Genomic DNA, 17233 nt, shown 5'->3' on the forward strand with positions numbered 1-17233 from the left:
CTGCCGTGCGGCAGACCGGGTCACAGCTGGCGTTACGGCTGGGCGTTTTTCTCGCCCAGCATCGCTTTGACCAGCTCAATGCAGCGCAGGAAACGCGCATCATAATCATCTTCCTGCACGTGCAGGAATTCGATGTTGTTTTCACGCAACATTGTCACCAGCATCGACTGAAACTCCCGCCGATCCACGGAACTGCCCAGACTGCGCAATCCATCTGCGACCCAGGGCACGTTATTCTCTAACAGAATCACCAGATCAAAACGGTATTCATCGATCAGTGCCTGCACAAAGGGATGTTCGCGCCCTTCATACTTCAGACAGAATGCCTGCGTGGTCACAAAATCGGTGTCGATAAACGCCACTTTGTTGGCGTATTTAACGGCAAAATCGATGTACTGTGCCTGACCCAGCGCGATCTTGTCGTAATCGGAATATTGCAGCGCCATTTCGTCACCGCCCAGATGGGAGAAGACATAGTCGCGGCCATATTCCCAGGCGCTGGTGGTGTTAAAGATGTTGGCGAGCTTATTCACCAGCGTCGATTTACCGCTCGACTCGCCGCCGAGAATCGCCACGGTGCGCACAAAGAACGGCTTCACTTCCGTAGGAATGTAATCCCAGAAGCGGAACGGATCCTGACGAATCTGCGCGCCACTGATGCTCATAAAGGATCGGTTGGGATCGACCAGCACGGTCTGAATGCCAAGGTGCTGCTGATACATCTCCGCATCGGGCGCTTCACTGGTGTAGATGCAATCAGGTGCAATGCCGTGCTCGCTCAGAAACGCGCTGACGCCCTTGCTCCAGACATCCCAGCCATGCGGATAGGGTTCAATCCCCTCCTCATCAAAGGCGTGGATGCGGATATTTTTCTGATACTTAAAGGTCTGCAGCAGCCAGCGCAGGCGATCGCTGACCGTAGGCTGCTGTGACATCGCGCTGTTCTCAAACAGTTCACGGTCACGCGGCTCGTCATAACCCATAATGATATGCAGCTCATCCACCTGACTGCAGGCGCGCTGAATCAGATAGATATGGCCGGTGTGCAGCGGATAAAACTTACCAAATACCACGCCCACCGTTTTATCGCGGCGCGGAAATTCAAGGCCCAGGAATCGGTGAAGCGCCTCCAGTTTTTGCGCGCTGGGGCTTTTGATTTTGGCATTGAGCAACTGGCTCAGATAGCCTTTGGTCATGCCGCTGGCATCAGCGACCTGTTGCAGCGTATGGCCCTGCTGGCGAATAGCCGTTTTCAGATAATCAAACGACGACATGTCGTGCCTCCTGCATCAATGCGGTTAAGGTGGGAGCGGCCTGCCCGCGACGCAGGCTGGCAGGCCGCAGGCGCATTACAGATCGTCCAGAATCGCCAGCGCATCGGCCAGCTTCTTCGCGCTGAAAACCTGCATCCCGGCAATCGGTTTTTTCGGTGCATTCCCTGCCGGTACAATGGCGCGTTTGAAGCCATGCTTCGCCGCTTCAGAGATGCGCTCCTGACCGCTGGGCACCGGACGGATCTCACCGGCCAGTCCCACTTCGCCGAAGATCACCAGATCCTGCGGCAACGGACGATCGCGCAGGCTCGACACCATCGACAGCATCAACGCCAGGTCCGCACTGGTTTCGGTGACTTTAACACCACCAACCACGTTGACGAATACATCCTGATCCGCCATCTGCAATCCGCCATGACGATGTAAAACGGCCAGCAGTATCGCCAGGCGGTTCTGCTCCAGACCCACCGCCACGCGGCGTGGGTTGCCCATCATGGAGTGATCGACCAGCGCCTGAATCTCCACCAGCAGTGGACGCGTGCCTTCCCACAGCACCATCACCGAGCTGCCAGAGGTAACCTCTTCGCCCCGTGACAGGAAGATAGCGGACGGGTTGCTGACTTCACGCATGCCCTGCTCTGTCATGGCAAACACCCCCAGCTCATTGACCGCACCGAAGCGGTTTTTATGGCTGCGAAGGGTGCGGAAACGGGAGTCGGCATCGCCATCCAGCAACACCGAACAGTCGATACAGTGCTCCAGCACTTTCGGCCCGGCCAGCGAGCCATCTTTAGTCACGTGACCGACCATGATGATCGCGACGCCGCGCGTTTTAGCGAAGCGCGTCAGGTAGGCGGCGGTTTCACGCACCTGCGCGACGCTGCCGGGTGATGACTGGATCTCTGCCATGTGCATGACCTGGATCGAGTCGATCACCATCAGCTGCGGCTGCTCCTGTTCGGCGATCAGGCAGATCTGCTCAATGCTGGTTTCCGACAGCATATTCACATTTTCGGTGGGTAATCCCAGACGATGGGCGCGCATCGCAACCTGTTGCAGTGACTCTTCACCGGTGACGTAGAGGGTTTTCATCCCCTCAGACAACCGGCACATCACCTGCAGCAGCAGCGTGGATTTACCCGCACCAGGACTGCCGCCAATCAGAATGGCGCTGCCCGGCACCACCCCGCCGCCCAGTACCCGATCAAACTCTTTGAAGCTGGTCGAGAAGCGCGGTAACGCCTCCAGGCTGATTTCAGAGAGCTTCTGCACCCGGCTGGTTCCGGCGCTGCCGGCATAGCCACTCAGGCGCTCGTTACGCGCAGCAGCAGGCGAGGCAGCAATGCGCACCTCGGTGATGGTGTTCCAGGCGTGACAGGCGCTGCATTGCCCCTGCCAGCGTGGGTAATCTGCGCCACATTCGTTACAGACAAATGCGCGTTTTGCCGCTTTGGCCAAATCAATACCTCAGTTAACGCTCTTCGTGGATCAGGCTGCCGGTGAGGATGCAGAACACCCCCATTAAATCGGCATGGCGAATGGTGACCGCGGTCTGCTCATTCACCTTAGGTTTAGCATGGAACGCAATGCCCAGCGCTGAGGCTTTGATCATCAGCAGGTCATTGGCACCATCGCCGATCGCCACCGTCTGTTCCGGCGCGATATTAAAACGCTCCGCCAGCTTCTTCAGGGTATCGGCTTTGTATTGTGCGTCGACAATCGGACCCAGCACGTTGCCGGTCAGTTTGCCGTCGCGAATTTCGAGTTCATTGGCCACCACCGCCGACAGATGGAGCTTGTCGCGCAGGTATTCGGCGTAATAGGTAAAGCCGCCGGAGGCGATAGCAATCTGCCAGCCCAGCGCCTGCAGCTTCTGCGTCAGCGTCGTTAAGCCTGGCATTAATGGCAGAGCATCACGTACCTGTTTCAGAATATTGGCATCTGCGCCCTGCAGCGTGGCGACGCGCTGACGCAGGCTGGCGGTGAAGTCGAGTTCGCCGCGCATCGCGCGTTCCGTGACTTCCGCCACCTGCTCGCCGCAGCCCGCCAGTTTTGCAATCTCATCGATGCACTCGATCTGAATCGCGGTGGAGTCCATATCCATCACCAGCAGGCCTGGCGTCTTGAGATGCGGGATTTTGCCCAGCGGCGCAACATCCAGCCCGGCATCGTGCGCCAGCTTGCTGGCAAACGGCGTCAGCGATCCTGCCAGACGAATCACCTGATACTCATCGACGTTCCAGGCGCTGACGATCACCATCGCGGCCCCCAGCTGGTGCTGGTAATCGGTGAGCCGTTGCTTGTCCAGCCCGCGGCCATACAGCAGCCAGCCGGTGCGGCCAGCGCGATAATCCAGCGGCATCACTTCATCACCGCTAAGAGAAAGGGGCAAACCCGGCCAGTGGGAAACATCGGCGGGAAGATCGCACCAGGTTAAACGATTTGGCATCAGAGCTCCTGTAGGGACAACAAAACCACGCAAGAGGCTACCTTGTCTGCGCCGCTTCTGGCAACATAATCTCCAGGCTTTCTGTTGTGATATGACCCGGATGAGTAATGGCTAAAACCGCACTGAAATTTCGCTTACATCGGACCGTGATCGTTCTGATCTCCATGGCGCTGCTGGTTGTGCTGATGCAGGGCGCATCCTGGTTCAGTCTTGGTCATCAGGCGGCGCGTTCTGAACAGGTCGAGGAGCTGGCACATACACTGACCAGCCAGGTGGCGTTTAGTCTTAAGCCGTTGATGGACAACAGTGAAAATAACCGCACTCAGATAGAAGCCATTCTTAATCAGATGACGGCTAACAGCCGTATTCTGGATGCGTCGGTGTATGACGGCGACGGCAGTCTGGTGGCGCACAGCGGTGAAAATATTAATGTGCGTGATCGGCTGGCGCTCGATGGTCAGCGCGCAGGCAGCTATTTCAACCATCAGATTGTGCAGCCGCTGGCCGGGAGCGATGGCCCGCTGGGCTTCCTGCGCGTGACGCTGGATACCCACGTGCTGGTCACCGACTCGCATCAGGTCGATAACACCACCAATATTCTGCGTCTGATGATGCTGCTGGCACTGGCGATCGGCATTATTCTCTCCCGCACCCTGCTGCGCCATCGCCGCACCCGCTGGCAGCAGTCGCCGTTCCTGCTTACCGCCAGCACCCCGGTGAAAGAGGACCGGGATGAGGACGACGAGAAGAAAGAGTAGTGTTCTGCGCTGCGGTAAAGATAAAACGAGAAAGGCCCGCTGTGTGGGCCTCAGACTGCTGACAAACCCTGGCCTGATCGCTGTGAGACCGAGCCTGCGCAGGAAAGCGGGTCAGATCGGAAAGTCGCTTACGCCAGTCCCTGGCCCGCTCGGCCCGCGCCCTCCATGGCGCGGGACGCTTTCCTCCTCTGACCCGGTTCCCTGCGTATTGAGCTAATCAATCGTTGCCAGATGTGCCTTGATTTGAGTTTTTCAGCAGTCTGAAGGCATGCAATGCGGCCTTATTAGTGGAAAAATGTGGATTTGCGAGGCGTGTTCCGTTAGCCAATCAACAACGCTTCCAGCTCACCCAGCGATTTAACCTGCCAGGTGGGTTTAATATGTTCTGGCAGCGGCCGGGTGCCATGATCGAGCCAGCAGGTTTTCACTCCCGCGTTCATGCCGCCCAGAATGTCTGACTCTGGCGTATCCCCTACCATCAGCACTCGCTCACGATCCGGATTGCCCATCAGCTCCAGCGCGTAGTCAAAAATCGCGGCCGCCGGTTTTGGCACGCCAACCTGCTCAGAGATTACCAGCGCCGAGAAGTAATCACGGAAGCCGGTGCGCTCCAGACGCGTCTGCTGCAGCGCGGTAAAGCCGTTGGTGATGATCCCCATCTTTACCTTGCCATGCAGCTGGTTCATCAGGCTGACCGCGCCCGGCAGCGGCGTGCAGATCTCGCCCATCGCGCTGAGGAAGCCGCTGTTGAGGATCTCTGGTGCCACGCTGAGCTTTTCGCTCCAGTGGTTGAAACGCTGAGTCTGCAACTGTAACGCTGAGATGGCGCCGTTCTGATAATCGACCCACAGCGGCTTGTTGATCGCCTGATAATCGCTGTAATCCTGGTCGGTGAACTGCACATCATAGCCGGCGAACAGGCGCTGCAAACCGGCATAGGCGTCGAAATGGAAAAGGGTATCGTCCGCATCAAACAGGATGCAGTCCCAGTTATCAATCATTAAAGCTCCTTAACACCACTACGGCGTCAGGGCCATGAGAATGGCATCTTCACGGCCGCTGGCGGTGGGATAATAGTTGGGGCGACGACTGACCTGATTGAATCCAAGCTGCTCATAGAGCGCAATGGCGGGCAGGTTCGAGGCCCGCACTTCCAGCCACAGCGTCAGCACGTTGCGTTTGATCAGCTCATCGATCAGATGCTGCAACAGCTGGCGGCCATATCCCCGGCGCTGAAAGTCAGGATCGACCGCGATGTTAAACAGCGAGGCTTCGTCCAGCACCACCTGAGTAATGGCAAAGGCGACCATTTTGCCGTCGGCGTCGAGACGTAAATTAATAAAGCGCTCGCCCTGATTGCTGGCAAACGTCTTTTCACTCCAGGGAAACGCGTGGCTACGACGCTCAATGGCAAAGGCCTGCGCCAGGTCGTCAGGGGTGAGTAAAGAGATGGCTGTCATGGTTACACATCTGTTGCCAGAGCGCGCGTTTGGCGACGCCGCTGCTGATCAGTTCATTGAAAGAGGCGCTGGTTAATGCCACGCCATTAAAAGTCTGTTCGCTCTCTACGCCGAGCAGCCAGCCCGCGCAGTTCAGCGTTTCCGGCAGCATCTGCAGCTGATCCGGCGTCACGGTCATTACCTGAGCGGGTTGCAGATTGAGGGTATGCAGCACATCGCGCATCAGCGGTTCATGCAGACCGGGTGGCGCGTCAGCGACAATAATTAACTGCGTGTCCGGTGCCAGCGTGACGGCAATTTCGCCCTGAAGCACGCGCGGGCGGCGCAGCTGATACTGCGTAATTCCCATTTGCTGTAAAAGCCAGTCGCGCCTGGACGTCATGGTGTTACCTGTTCTGCTAGCTGAATGCGACGCTATGCTAGCAAACCCATCGAACATGCGCCAACAAACCACTATAATCCCCGCTCAGATCTTACAGGAGCCCTACATGTCTGCTTTTACCCCGGCCAGCGAAGTCATTCTGCGCCACAGTGATGAATTTACCGCCCGCCATGTTTTATTTGCTGGCGATCTGCAGGATGACCTGCCCGCTCAGCTGGAAACCGCCTCATCGCGCGTTCACACCCAGCAATATCATCACTGGCAAAACCTGAGCCGCCGTATGGGCGAGCAGGCGCGTTACGGAATGGTTGCGCAGCCGGAAGATGTGCAGGGATGCGATACCCTGGTCTACTTCTGGACCAAAAATAAGCCGGAAGTACAGTTCCAGCTGGAGAACCTGCTCTCGATGCTGCCAGTGGGCTGCGACGTGTTCGTGGTGGGTGAAAATCGCAGCGGCGTCCGCAGTGCCGAAGGCATGCTGGAGTCGTGGGTGAAGCTGGAGAAGATCGACAGCGCGCGTCGCTGTGGTCTCTATCATGGTCGCCTCGACAAACAGCCTGCGTTTGATGCCAGCACCTTTGGTCATCAGTATCAGCTGGATGGTCTGACCATTCACACTCTGCCTGGCGTCTTCAGCCGTGACGGTCTGGATAGCGGCAGCGCCCTGCTGCTGTCGACCTTTACCCCGCACACTAAAGGTAAAGTGCTGGATATGGGCTGTGGCGCAGGCGTGATTGCCGCCTCACTGCCTGCCCGTTCGCCTAAAGTACGCCTGTGGCTGTGCGACGTGCATGCCGCAGCCATTGAAGCGAGTAAATTGACGCTGGCCGCCAATGGCATCGAGGGCGAAGTTTTCGCCAGCAACGTCTTCTCTGACGTGACCGGCCGTTTCGACATGATTATCTCTAACCCGCCGTTCCATGAAGGCACCCAGACCAGCCTCGACGCCGCACAGGCGCTGATCCGGGGAGCAGTAAAGCACCTGAACACCGGTGGCGAACTGCGTATTGTTGCGAACACGTTCCTGCCTTATCCGCAGGTGCTGGATGAAGCTTTCGGCAGCCACGAAGTCATCGCACAGACCGGCCGCTTTAAAGTTTATCGCGCCGTCTATGGTCGTGGTGCCAAAACACGATAAGGGCTTTTAACGTCATTAATCGCGTTGCCGGGCTGAAAACGTTGCTTTTTACAGCGATCGTTTCAGCCCGACGAAATAGTTGTTGACGCAAAGAGTAAAATCTCTAGAATGCGCCTCCGTGGTTGTAACATTCTCAGGATGTTACGGGTATGCGAAGGTGGCGGAATTGGTAGACGCGCTAGCTTCAGGTGTTAGTGTCCTAACGGACGTGAGGGTTCAAGTCCCTCTCTTCGCACCAAAATCACATGTTTCATATCGCGAGCACTGCGCGAAGGTGGCGGAATTGGTAGACGCGCTAGCTTCAGGTGTTAGTGTCTTAACGGACGTGAGGGTTCAAGTCCCTCTCTTCGCACCATTGCGGTGATATGAACAGACAACTCGATGCGAAGGTGGCGGAATTGGTAGACGCGCTAGCTTCAGGTGTTAGTGTCTTAACGGACGTGAGGGTTCAAGTCCCTCTCTTCGCACCAACGTTGTCATCCTCTGGCTTTCCTGCTGGTCTCAGCTGCATTGTTGCAGCGTCGCTTTATCCCTTTCCTGTTTTGTTTTCTTCCCGTGGCATTCACTTTCCCGGTCGCGACACCCTGAACACCCGCTTTACGCCTTTACGCCTGTATTAACTCAGATGAAAATTCACAGAGATCGCCGCCAGTCCACCTGCTAACGCCAGACACGAAGGCAATAACAGATAGTGACGCAGACGCTGGTTAAATAGCATGACGACAGTCAGCAGCAGCGCAACTGTCATCACCAGCCGCCACTGGCTGAAGCTGGGTTCCCATAACGCGAACAGCGGCAGCGCGATGCAGGGCAACAATACGCCCCACGCACTATCCAGTTTTTTACCCAGCGCCCAACTGACGCACCACAAACCGCAGGCCGCAATAATCGCTATTCCCATGACGCAAACCTCAAATGATAAGCATTCCCATTATCATATGTCAGTTTTGCTTTGCTTGCAGCCTGTTTTTGTCACGCCTGGCAACGAAGATGACAGACCAGTTGGAAAATGCTAGATTGCGACCGATAACACCTTTAATAACAGCACCAGCAATAATTTGCTCACTGTCTGGCACAACCTGTTTATGCCGGCTTGCGCTTTGGTATTTCAGGGTCGTCACGAGTATTTATAATGAAATTACAATCATATGAAGAACTGAAACAGAGTAAATACCGGCTTTCAGTGATGCTTTTTCTGTTTTTAAATATCGCCGTTTCGCTATTTTATCTGCTGCCAATAATGAGCAATGAGAAAATCGATACCACGTTGCCGGTAATTTGTGTCGCGTCTTTTAGCGGCATAATGTTAATTGCACATTTAATATGGTCTAAAGTAAAACTCCCCCTTTTAAATCCTGTCGCGCTGGTGCTGGGCGCGCTCTGGGCCTGGCACATTAATTATCGTTTTCATCAGGTATTCTATTTTGATGGCGGCTTTCTTATTATCAGTTTGATCAGTGTGTTATTTATTAGTGCCATCGCCCTGAGCGATTATCTGGGGGCTTTTTGTCTCCATGTCGCGCCACCGGTGCTCACCGTATTACTGCTTGATAATGGGCAGCACCTGCCGCTGATTCTGCTGACCATTATGCTGCCGCTGATTGGTTTCTCACTCCAGCATCTTATGCGTCGCCGTGCCGACAACTTTACCCTGCGGCTGATGCACCAACTCTATGAAGAGAAAGAGACCTTCAGTGACCTCAGCATGCTCGACCCACTGACCGGACTGTATAACCGTCGTGGCCTGAAGAACCGACTGGACAATATTCTGGAAAACCATGCTGGCAGCCACTATGTGCTGCTGCTGGATATCGATCATTTCAAAGCCTACAACGATAATTATGGGCATGCGATGGGTGATCAGGCACTGGCGCGGGTCTCTGTGGCTATTCGGGATGCAGTCCGTTCACGCGATGTCGTCACCCGCTATGGCGGCGAAGAGTTTCTGGTGTTAATGACCAATGTGAACAGCTCCATCGCCATGAAACTGGCAGAGCGCATCCGTCAGTATGTGCTGGATTTAGAAATACCCCATCTTTTTAATGAGACTGTTTCAACCCACGTCACCATCAGCGCCGGCATTGCGCCTATCTACGATAATGATTTTGATCAGGCGGTAGCCAATGCTGACAGCGCATTATATGTGGCTAAGAATCAGGGCCGAAATACTATTCTTGCCTGGGAAGATCTTCCGCGAAAACAGCATGAGACCTTAAGTGAACCAGCCTGATTAAGCACAACTCGGCTGGTAATAACCCTGACATTGCCGCGCTATGGCCGGTTCTGCATTGCGCAGACGGGTTTGTTCGCTGATCGCATTCCCCACCCAATCCCCGATGGCAGCGACGTTTTTTTACGCGACTTGTAGAGTTAATCAATAACGATTATCATTTGCTTTCTTATCTACACTTTTCGCGAGTCGTCATGGCAACCGTTTCAGCTCAGGAACAGCGTTTCAACGCTCAGTCGATGATCTTTCGGCAGAATGACCGTCCACTGGCGGAAAGTCTGCACGAGCGGCTGCAGCAACAGCGTAGTTATCTGCTTGATTCTGTTAAATTCAGCCAGCCCGCTCCGCACGACACGCAGACACTCGTTGCCTGGTCACAATCAGAGGCTTTTGCCCAACTTATCCAGCGCTACAGCGATTATCTCTATCGCGATCATCCTGATGCGGTTCGTGAAGCAAAGCCGGTGCTCTCTCTGTGGGCGCAATGGTATTTTGGCCTGCTGCTGCCCCCGATGATCATGGCGTTGTTACAGGAGTCGCGCGCGCTGGACTGCTCACCAGAGCATATTCGTGTCGGTTTTCATGAGAATGGTCATCCGGCCACGTTCTGGATTGATGTGCAGGAGGATGAAGAAGCCCGCTATCTTAACCCTCAGCAGCGTATTGATCGGCTGATTCAGCAGCATCTGATCCCGGTGGTTAATGGTATTACTCAGCATGGTGATATCAACGCCCGACTCATCTGGAACAACATGGGCTACTCATTGCAGTGGTTTCTGGGTGAGCTGAAAAGTCAGATCGATGAGACGCTGGTACTGCAACTGGAGCAGGCGCTATTCTTTAACCAGAAACTGCTGGATGGCAGCGAAAATCCGCTCTACCGCACCATGATCATGCGTAATGGCGAACTGGTCCGTCGCAGCTGTTGCCAGCGTTATCGCATTCCTGATGTCGAACAATGCGGCAATTGCACCCTGAGCGGCAGCTAAACAGACGTAATTACCACGAATTCTCCGTTTATCTCGTTTACAGGCACTGAGGCTTGTGGCAATTTTTACGCCTTCGATCAGCCTGGAGAGAAAGATGAGTCTGGAGTCCGTGCGCCAGTTCTTTGCCGAACACGCCCCTGAAATTGAAATTATCGAACTGGCAGAAAGCACTGCAACGGTCGGAATGGCTGCGCGCGCCCATGGCGTGACGCCAGGAGAGATTGCGAAAACCCTGTCACTGAAAGTGAAAAACGACGTCGTGCTGATTGTGACACGCGGCGATGCCCGGCTGGACAATCGCAAGCTGAAAGCCGCGCTAGGCGCAAAAGCGCGGATGCTGAGCGTTGATGAGGTTATTAACTGGACCGGCCATCCGGTTGGCGGCGTCTGTCCGTTCGGTCTGGAGAATCCGCTGACCGTTTACTGTGATGTCTCACTGCGCAGTTTCGACGAAGTGTTACCCGCCGCTGGCGCTATCCACAGTGCCGTCCGCATCTCGCCACAGCAGATGGCTGAGCTGACCAACGCCCGCTGGATCGACGTGTGCGAAGCGATGTAATGCTTTGCATCTCTTGATCCAGCCCTGATGCTGCACACCTCCTGACAGCGTTTATCAGCCTTTGAGGGTCATTGCCGCATCATGCAAACCTATCAGGCGCGCCAGTAAGCGGGTGAGTTAATCGCCCATCGCAGTCAGCCGCTTAAAGGCTTCTTCGATGATCGACAACAGCATCGTGTTATCGACGCGGTGCAGCACATGAACCCATGCGCCGCAGTGCTCAGGTACGCCGACAGCAAGCCGTAGCGGCTGACGATAACGCCAGCTTTTACCGCGCGTTGCACCGGGACGTAGCTCGATATCGACACGGTAATCGATGCCAGACGCGACCCGCTGGTTCAGCAGCCAGGCCACAACCAGTGCATCGTGGATCCAGCATCCCGCCAGTTGACGCGTTTCCATGGAATAGTTGATCCATGGACGCAGCGTGTCTCGCACAAAATCGGCCAGCGGATGATCGACAGCAGTAAGACGGGTGAGATCCTGCTGGGTCAGCAGCGTCTGCGTGGTGACATCCATTGGCACCAGCGTCACGGCGGCACCGCTGTGCAATACCTGATGCGCAGCCTCCGGATCCAGGCCAAAATTGGTGTCTTTGATATAATCATCCAGCGTAAACACGCCACCCATGATGACAATTTCTGCCACAGAGTCTGCCATCGCAGGATAGCGCTGCATTGCCAGCGCCACATTCGTCAGCGGGCCAATCGCCACCAGGGTAATTTCGCCCGGATTGTCGCAAATCAGTTTGCCCATCGCGTCAGCAGCATCAAACGCATCCGCTGCAACATCTGCTGGTTGACGCACGGCCTTCCACAGCTCACTCAGCGCAAGCTGATTGACCCGATTATCCAGCGTTTCACGCCACGGCGCAGGATCTTCCTGTAACGCCTGCGTCGCACCCTGGATGACCGGAACAGACGATCCCAGCCGGACAATCAGATCTTTGGCGACGCGCGCGCCCACGTCGCTGGGTGTATTGCCCGCCACGGTAGTGATTAATTCCAGCGACAGTGCAGGTGAAGCTAATGCCAGCGCAATCGCCAGCCCATCATCGGTGTTGGCACCCGCGATACCGTTGCCGGGATCGCAATCAATAATGATTCTTTTCATATTTTTTATACGTTAACTCTGACTTTGCGGCTGACAACCGCAGGATTCACCGATTTCAAGATAGTGTGGAAACTCCTTCAATTGCGCTTCGCTCTCGCCCTCTTTCAGCATCTGAATCGCAGAGCGGGCCATGTCACGCAGTGGCTGGCGCACAGTCGTTAATGTCGGGACATGAAATGACGAGTGATTGGTTCCGTTAAAGCAGACCAGCGCCACATCCTGTGGCACCCGAATCTGATGTTCGGAAAAGGCGCGAAGCGCACCAATCGCCTGACCTTCGTTACTGGTAAACAGTGCACGCGGCACACAACCCCGCGCGATCATAGCCTGCGCTGCCTCGTAGCCACCCTGAGGGGTGTAGCTGGCGGGAAAAATCAGCGACTCATCAATGGGCAGGCCACGATCCTGCATTGCATCACGCCAGCCCTGGATGCGATCCTGTGCATTGAGCATATCGACCGGACCGCTGATAATGCCGACCTGCTGATAGCCGTGACTTAACAGATGCGCCGTTACCTGCCAGGCGGCCTGACGTTCATTCACCCGCAGCATGTTAACGCCCGGCTGTGGCTCAACCCGCTCCAGCATCACCAGCGGCGTACCGCTGGCTTTAATCAAATCAATGTAAGGATGACGATCGACGCTGTTGTAAAACAGCCCATCCACCTGACGGTTAAGCAGTCCCTGAATTAACTCCAGTTCTCGCCTGCGGTCATCACCGGCATCTCCCAGCAGCATAACGTGACCGTGGTTCATCGACTCCTGCAGCAACATGTGCGCCATGGAGGCGACAAAAGGATTGCCGATATTAGGCACCACCAATCCAAAGGTCTTGGTATTACCGGATGCCAGTGCGCGTGCTGCGGCATTTGGCCGGTAACCCGTCGCTTTAATCGCTTCAAGTACCCGCTGACGGGTAGCCTCAGCGACCGGACGCGGCCCGTTGTTAATGACATAACTGACGACTGCCACTGAGGTGCCTGCCGCTTTCGCAACTTCTCTGCGGGTCACTTTTCCCGTTAATGACTTAGGCACATCATGTCCCTCCATAAAAACAGGCCGCTTTACACGGCCTGCTGGTTGTCGCTCTCTTCTGGCAGATGAGATCCTCAGGTACTGCTAGATGGCATCTTCAGGCAGATTCAGATTTCGCCCTCGCGTCTCAGGCGCGACAAAGGTAGTAAAGAATCCAATGGCGGCCATTGCCGAGAAATAGACTGCAATCGGCCACCAGTGACCGGTATAAGAAAGCATAGCAGCGGCAACAAGCGGTGCGGTGCCGCCGGACAAAATCGAGCCCAGTTCTTTAGCCACCGCCATTTTGGTATAGCGATGATGAACACCGAACATCTCGACACCCCAGGCCGCCTGCACGCCAAAAATACCCAGTGACGCCAGCGCCATACCGACCACGATTACCGGAATCACCAGCATCGGTTCACGGGTATCCAGCAGCGTAAAAGCAGGCCAGGCGTAAAACATCAGCAACAGACAGAAAACGCGATACACGATCCGGCGACCAAAGCGGTCAGAAAGCCAGCCCGCTAAAGGAATGATCAGGAAGCCCAGCAGCGACGCGAGAAACACGGCGGTGGTCGGTACAGACTTATCCACCATCAGCACTTTTGCGACGTAACCCACGATGAAGCCTTGCGCCAGATAGGAAGGGCCGTTTTCGCCGATGCGCAGGCCAACCATGGTCCAGAAAGCGCGGGTACGCTGGAAGAAAGGCCGCTGATCGACCACCGACGCTGCCTTCATGCCAGCACGTTCCGCTTCCATCTCCGCTTTTCTGCGCTCAAACACCGGCGTCTCTCGCAAATGACGGCGAATCCACAATGCAACCAGTGCAATCAGCGCACTGCTGAGGAAAGGAATACGCCAGCCCCACTCCAGCAGGCTCTGCTGATCCATCTGCACCACCAGCAGCCAGACCAGCGAAGCCAGCAGCGTGCCACTATTGGAACCCAGCGCGATCACAGAAGAGACCAGTCCGCGGCGCTCTGTCGGCGCATATTCGCCCAGCATCACCGTGCCGCCCGATAACTCCGCACCGGCGCCGAATCCCTGTGTAAAGCGGAGCAGAACCAGGCAGGCAGGCGCCCATACGCCAATAGAGGCGTAGCCCGGGATTAAGCCGATAAAGGTTGTGGAAGCACCCATCAGAATAATGGTGGAGATCATGACGACCTTTCGGCCTTTGCGATCGCCGAGCCAGCCAAAAAACAACGCGCCGATGGGCCGGGCAACAAAGCCGACTGACCAGGTCGCGAAGCTGGAGAGCAGCGCCATGGCTGGGGTTGATTCGGGAAAGAAGACGTCGCCAAAGATGATACCGGCAGCCAGGCCATAGAGCGCGAAATCCGCGTACTCCATTGCCGTTCCGAGCCAGCATGAGAAAGTGGCGCGCCAGAAATCTTTGCGGCCTGAAGGGGTGTCAAACCGCTCATCGGCGGCTGAAGTGGATGACAGTGATGCCTGCTGCTTAACGGAATTGTGTGCCGTCATAACCCTATCCCTGAATGAGTATGCAGATCGATAAACGCCCGTCCATGGGTCGATTCCCTGATGAAAGCGGAATCCCCCGGTGACGACGTTCAGTGGGCGAACCATGATGAAAGGTTAAAGGATTCCCTGGTGTTGGAATCGTATTCATCGCCCCCTTTCGCCGGTGTATTTTTCACCGGTCGCTTAAACTGAGCGAATATAACTTAACAATCGATGGAGCCTACTGTGCATCGGGCACCGTGAGCAATCACTGGGGACTTAGTGTATCTACGCGCGTAGATAAATCAATAGATCCTGACGATATTTGTTAGAAAAACTTCACTATAACATTCCGTCATCACCCATTTTTTGCGCAAATTCAGCGAGTTAACCGCCTTCTTATTGCACAAAAAAAGTCATCAGCGCCTGTAAGTTATCTGATTCACTAATCATTAAGCACGATAAAAGGGGCAACGTTCCCTTCATCATTTTCAGTTATCGCACGCGCAGATTACCTGCAAATGACACTGGCTGTTTATTCTGAAAAATCACCGTAAACACAGGCAATGCGTTACCCTGACCAAAAGGCCGGACAGAAATACGATGAAAATTATTCTGATGCGACACGGTAAACCTGACCACCAGGCGGCGGGTCGCCAGAGTGTGCAGGCACTGGCTGACTGGTGCGAAGCGTACGATCTGTCACAGGTCAGTGACGGACCGCCGCCGCGCAGCATCGAAATTGCCCGTCAGGCTACGTTTATCGTCTGCAGTCCCCTGCCCCGCGCGCAATCCTCACTGAGCCAGCTCGGTCTGGAACCCCATGAGGTTGATGCGCTGTTCAGCGAAGTCGCCGTGCCGCTGGTGAAAACCGGTGAGGTACAATTACCGACCGTGTGCTGGCTGGCCCTGCTGCGGCTTTTGTGGTTTTGCGGTTATGCAGGCGACGCGGAGTCGCTGCAACATGCACGCAGCCGCGCTTCGGCGGCGGCAGAAAAACTGATCGATCATTCACAGCAAGGCACGGTACTGCTGCTGGGCCACGGCATCATGAACAAAATGATTGCGCGTGAGTTACGAAAACGCGGCTGGCAGGCAGAGAAGCATGCCAGCAGCCGGCACTGGAGCACTGCGATCTATCATCGTCCGTTTATCTGACCGAGCGGAAAATAGCCCAGTACCTCACAGCCCGTGCCAACACGCGGCGTGGCAATGACTTTACGCTGTGCCAGATCGATCACACTCAGCGTGCCATCATCCTGATTGGCAATCAGCAGCTGTTGCCTGTCGGGCGTGAAGCAGCCATCCATCGGCATGTTACCCACGCTGATATCGCCCAGCGGATTCAGCAGATCGTCAAACAGTGTCACCCGCGGTTCCTGATCCCCTATTGCCACCAGCTGTTCGCCATCGGCGCTGAAGCGAACCACCTGACAAGGCTGCTGATGACCCGGCAACGTAATGCGCTGGCGAATACGGTGGCTCTGCCGATCGATCAGATAGAGCAGCGGCGCGTCAGCGGCACTGGCGACCAGATAAGGGTGTTTCGGTGATGCGGCAATGCCCGCAATCGGGCCAGGAAGCAGGATGGTATCGATCACCCGTCCTTCCGCTTCACAGAGATCCACAACGGTGATGGTCGCATCCTCTTCGTTATCCGTGAACAGCTTGCGGCCACTGGGTGACAGCGTCAGGCGATGCGCATTGTGAGAAGGAATCGGGATAATTTTTTCTACTTTGTCAGTCTGCGGATCGATCACCGCCACGGCGGCACTCTGCTCACAGCAGAGATAGACTTTGCCATCGCGCCCCAGCTGTCCGCTGTGGGGTGCCCGCAGCGGCGACAGATCGATAAAGCCACTGATCTCGCGACGCTGTAAATCAATGACCGCCACTTTATGACCCGGATGCGGGTTATTACCATGAACGCCGTCGCCATAAATAGGCACATAGGCCTTACCCCAGGGGGCCAGCATCAGGAGTTCATGCGGCCGCGGTGGAAAAGCGTTGAGTTCCCGCTCGACCGCGAAGGTTTCCGGATTAAGAAACAGGACGCGATTACCCTGTTTATCGACCGCCAGTAAACCGTAAGCTTCACTCTGCATGCGCACTCCTTTCTCAGTAAGTTCTTCTTAAGCGTAGACAATCCTCTTCAGCCTGTCTGATGCTGCGGATTGATGAGCCGGGCTTACCCCACCTATTAAGTGCAATATTCACGACTGCGGTGACCAGGCCTTATGTCAGCCCGATAATAAAGCATGATATTAAGATATTCCTTAATTAAGGGTTTCGTTATATTTAAATAAATGATTAACAGCGACCATATTATTATTTCGACAAGATGACCGGATTATTTCCGTATTATCCTAAAATCAAAAAAAGACATAGCTAATG

Annotated in this window: 17 protein-coding genes and 3 tRNA genes; 9 read left to right on the forward strand and 11 right to left on the reverse strand. The window is 55.2% G+C overall.

What is annotated here, in order from left to right; translation table 11 throughout:
- Positions 1-32: 32 nt before the first annotated feature.
- The 3 genes from nadR to serB form a co-directional block, all read right to left on the reverse strand.
- Positions 33-1274, reverse strand: coding sequence for a multifunctional transcriptional regulator/nicotinamide-nucleotide adenylyltransferase/ribosylnicotinamide kinase NadR (gene nadR / locus KTJ90_RS16355; protein WP_008925532.1), 1242 nt, complete (start codon positions 1272-1274; stop codon positions 33-35).
- 75 nt (positions 1275-1349) lie between these two features.
- Entirely contained in the window at positions 1350-2732 is a 1383-nt protein-coding gene (gene radA / locus KTJ90_RS16360; RefSeq protein ID WP_003854897.1) for a DNA repair protein RadA, read from the reverse strand.
- A gap of 13 nt (positions 2733-2745) precedes the next feature.
- The gene (serB, locus tag KTJ90_RS16365; RefSeq protein ID WP_039658828.1) at positions 2746-3723 is read right to left on the reverse strand and encodes a phosphoserine phosphatase; all 978 of its coding nucleotides are present in this window, start codon (positions 3721-3723) and stop codon (positions 2746-2748) included.
- Between the two features lie 107 nt (positions 3724-3830).
- On the opposite strand from serB, the gene KTJ90_RS16370 reads away from it, so the two are divergent.
- Positions 3831-4481, forward strand: coding sequence for a YtjB family periplasmic protein (locus KTJ90_RS16370; RefSeq protein WP_008925530.1), 651 nt, complete (start codon positions 3831-3833; stop codon positions 4479-4481).
- Between the two features lie 320 nt (positions 4482-4801).
- On the opposite strand, the gene yjjG is transcribed toward KTJ90_RS16370, so the two are convergent.
- From yjjG to KTJ90_RS16385, 3 genes are read right to left on the reverse strand one after another with little or no spacing between them, the layout of a single operon-like run.
- The gene (yjjG, locus tag KTJ90_RS16375) at positions 4802-5482 is read right to left on the reverse strand and encodes a pyrimidine 5'-nucleotidase (protein WP_499025463.1); all 681 of its coding nucleotides are present in this window, start codon (positions 5480-5482) and stop codon (positions 4802-4804) included.
- Positions 5483-5500: 18 nt separating this feature from the next.
- Positions 5501-5941 carry a ribosomal protein S18-alanine N-acetyltransferase gene (rimI, locus tag KTJ90_RS16380; RefSeq protein ID WP_003850861.1) on the reverse strand — a complete coding sequence of 147 codons (441 nt, stop codon included), beginning with the start codon at positions 5939-5941 and terminating at the stop codon, positions 5501-5503.
- The gene (locus KTJ90_RS16385; protein WP_003850863.1) at positions 5913-6323 is read right to left on the reverse strand and encodes a DNA polymerase III subunit psi; all 411 of its coding nucleotides are present in this window, start codon (positions 6321-6323) and stop codon (positions 5913-5915) included. Before KTJ90_RS16385 ends, rimI begins: the two co-directional genes overlap by 29 nt.
- Positions 6324-6429: 106 nt before the next feature.
- Here KTJ90_RS16385 and rsmC point away from each other — a divergent pair, with 106 nt between their 5' ends.
- The 4 genes from rsmC (at position 6430) to KTJ90_RS16405 (ending at position 7931) form a co-directional block, all read left to right on the forward strand.
- Positions 6430-7461 carry a 16S rRNA (guanine(1207)-N(2))-methyltransferase RsmC gene (gene rsmC, locus KTJ90_RS16390; RefSeq protein ID WP_008925528.1) on the forward strand — a complete coding sequence of 344 codons (1032 nt, stop codon included), beginning with the start codon at positions 6430-6432 and terminating at the stop codon, positions 7459-7461.
- A 151-nt stretch (positions 7462-7612) separates the two neighbouring features.
- Positions 7613-7699 (forward strand) — tRNA-Leu (locus KTJ90_RS16395).
- A 30-nt stretch (positions 7700-7729) separates the two neighbouring features.
- A tRNA-Leu gene (locus KTJ90_RS16400) sits at positions 7730-7816 on the forward strand.
- Between the two features lie 28 nt (positions 7817-7844).
- Positions 7845-7931: transfer RNA gene (locus tag KTJ90_RS16405), tRNA-Leu, on the forward strand.
- Positions 7932-8077: 146 nt separating this feature from the next.
- Here KTJ90_RS16405 and KTJ90_RS16410 read toward each other — a convergent pair.
- Complete coding sequence (locus KTJ90_RS16410; protein ID WP_499025466.1) at positions 8078-8362, reverse strand: DUF1435 domain-containing protein; 285 nt, start codon at positions 8360-8362, stop codon at positions 8078-8080.
- A 231-nt stretch (positions 8363-8593) separates the two neighbouring features.
- On the opposite strand from KTJ90_RS16410, the gene KTJ90_RS16415 reads away from it, so the two are divergent.
- The 3 genes from KTJ90_RS16415 (at position 8594) to KTJ90_RS16425 (ending at position 11239) form a co-directional block, all read left to right on the forward strand.
- Positions 8594-9691, forward strand: a complete 1098-nt coding sequence (locus tag KTJ90_RS16415; protein ID WP_003850868.1) for a GGDEF domain-containing protein — start codon at positions 8594-8596, stop codon at positions 9689-9691.
- Positions 9692-9885: 194 nt separating this feature from the next.
- Positions 9886-10680: a siderophore-iron reductase FhuF gene (gene fhuF, locus KTJ90_RS16420; RefSeq protein WP_003850871.1), complete on the forward strand. Its 795-nt coding sequence runs from the start codon at positions 9886-9888 to the stop codon at positions 10678-10680.
- A 94-nt stretch (positions 10681-10774) separates the two neighbouring features.
- A complete protein-coding gene (locus KTJ90_RS16425) occupies positions 10775-11239 on the forward strand; it encodes a YbaK/EbsC family protein (RefSeq protein WP_008925525.1) in 465 nt (154 codons plus the stop codon).
- Positions 11240-11356: 117 nt separating this feature from the next.
- Here the strand turns inward: KTJ90_RS16425 and KTJ90_RS16430 are convergent, their stop codons facing one another.
- From KTJ90_RS16430 to KTJ90_RS16440, 3 genes are all read right to left on the reverse strand, one after another.
- Positions 11357-12352, reverse strand: a complete 996-nt coding sequence (locus KTJ90_RS16430; RefSeq protein ID WP_110411667.1) for a nucleoside hydrolase — start codon at positions 12350-12352, stop codon at positions 11357-11359.
- 12 nt (positions 12353-12364) lie between these two features.
- Positions 12365-13387, reverse strand: a complete 1023-nt coding sequence (locus KTJ90_RS16435) for a LacI family DNA-binding transcriptional regulator (protein ID WP_110411780.1) — start codon at positions 13385-13387, stop codon at positions 12365-12367.
- Positions 13388-13471: 84 nt separating this feature from the next.
- A complete protein-coding gene (locus KTJ90_RS16440) occupies positions 13472-14860 on the reverse strand; it encodes an MFS transporter (protein WP_008925522.1) in 1389 nt (462 codons plus the stop codon).
- Positions 14861-15442: 582 nt separating this feature from the next.
- Between KTJ90_RS16440 and KTJ90_RS16445 the strand changes: the two genes are divergently transcribed.
- On the forward strand, positions 15443-15997 hold the full coding sequence (locus KTJ90_RS16445) for a histidine phosphatase family protein (RefSeq protein WP_008925521.1): 555 nt from the start codon (positions 15443-15445) through the stop codon (positions 15995-15997).
- Here the strand turns inward: KTJ90_RS16445 and KTJ90_RS16450 are convergent.
- Positions 15979-16944, reverse strand: a complete 966-nt coding sequence (locus KTJ90_RS16450; RefSeq protein ID WP_003850884.1) for a beta-propeller fold lactonase family protein — start codon at positions 16942-16944, stop codon at positions 15979-15981. The two genes, KTJ90_RS16445 and KTJ90_RS16450, sit on opposite strands and share 19 nt — an antisense overlap.
- Between the last annotated feature and the right edge of the window lie 289 nt (positions 16945-17233).

The organism is Pantoea jilinensis, assembly GCF_019104105.1.
Lineage (GTDB): Bacteria > Pseudomonadota > Gammaproteobacteria > Enterobacterales > Enterobacteriaceae > Pantoea > Pantoea eucalypti.

Coding starts and splice junctions, on each gene's coding strand:
- KTJ90_RS16445 (WP_008925521.1), top strand. CDS start 15,443: ATGAAAATTATTCTGATGCGACACGGTAAACCTGACCACCAGGCGGCG.
- KTJ90_RS16370 (WP_008925530.1), top strand. CDS start 3,831: ATGGCTAAAACCGCACTGAAATTTCGCTTACATCGGACCGTGATCGTT.
- KTJ90_RS16430 (WP_110411667.1), bottom strand. CDS start 12,352: ATGAAAAGAATCATTATTGATTGCGATCCCGGCAACGGTATCGCGGGT.
- KTJ90_RS16415 (WP_003850868.1), top strand. CDS start 8,594: ATGAAATTACAATCATATGAAGAACTGAAACAGAGTAAATACCGGCTT.
- yjjG (WP_499025463.1), bottom strand. CDS start 5,482: ATGATTGATAACTGGGACTGCATCCTGTTTGATGCGGACGATACCCTT.
- KTJ90_RS16450 (WP_003850884.1), bottom strand. CDS start 16,944: ATGCAGAGTGAAGCTTACGGTTTACTGGCGGTCGATAAACAGGGTAAT.
- rimI (WP_003850861.1), bottom strand. CDS start 5,941: ATGACAGCCATCTCTTTACTCACCCCTGACGACCTGGCGCAGGCCTTT.
- nadR (WP_008925532.1), bottom strand. CDS start 1,274: ATGTCGTCGTTTGATTATCTGAAAACGGCTATTCGCCAGCAGGGCCAT.
- serB (WP_039658828.1), bottom strand. CDS start 3,723: ATGCCAAATCGTTTAACCTGGTGCGATCTTCCCGCCGATGTTTCCCAC.
- rsmC (WP_008925528.1), top strand. CDS start 6,430: ATGTCTGCTTTTACCCCGGCCAGCGAAGTCATTCTGCGCCACAGTGAT.
- fhuF (WP_003850871.1), top strand. CDS start 9,886: ATGGCAACCGTTTCAGCTCAGGAACAGCGTTTCAACGCTCAGTCGATG.
- KTJ90_RS16440 (WP_008925522.1), bottom strand. CDS start 14,860: ATGACGGCACACAATTCCGTTAAGCAGCAGGCATCACTGTCATCCACT.
- KTJ90_RS16425 (WP_008925525.1), top strand. CDS start 10,775: ATGAGTCTGGAGTCCGTGCGCCAGTTCTTTGCCGAACACGCCCCTGAA.
- KTJ90_RS16410 (WP_499025466.1), bottom strand. CDS start 8,362: ATGGGAATAGCGATTATTGCGGCCTGCGGTTTGTGGTGCGTCAGTTGG.
- KTJ90_RS16385 (WP_003850863.1), bottom strand. CDS start 6,323: ATGACGTCCAGGCGCGACTGGCTTTTACAGCAAATGGGAATTACGCAG.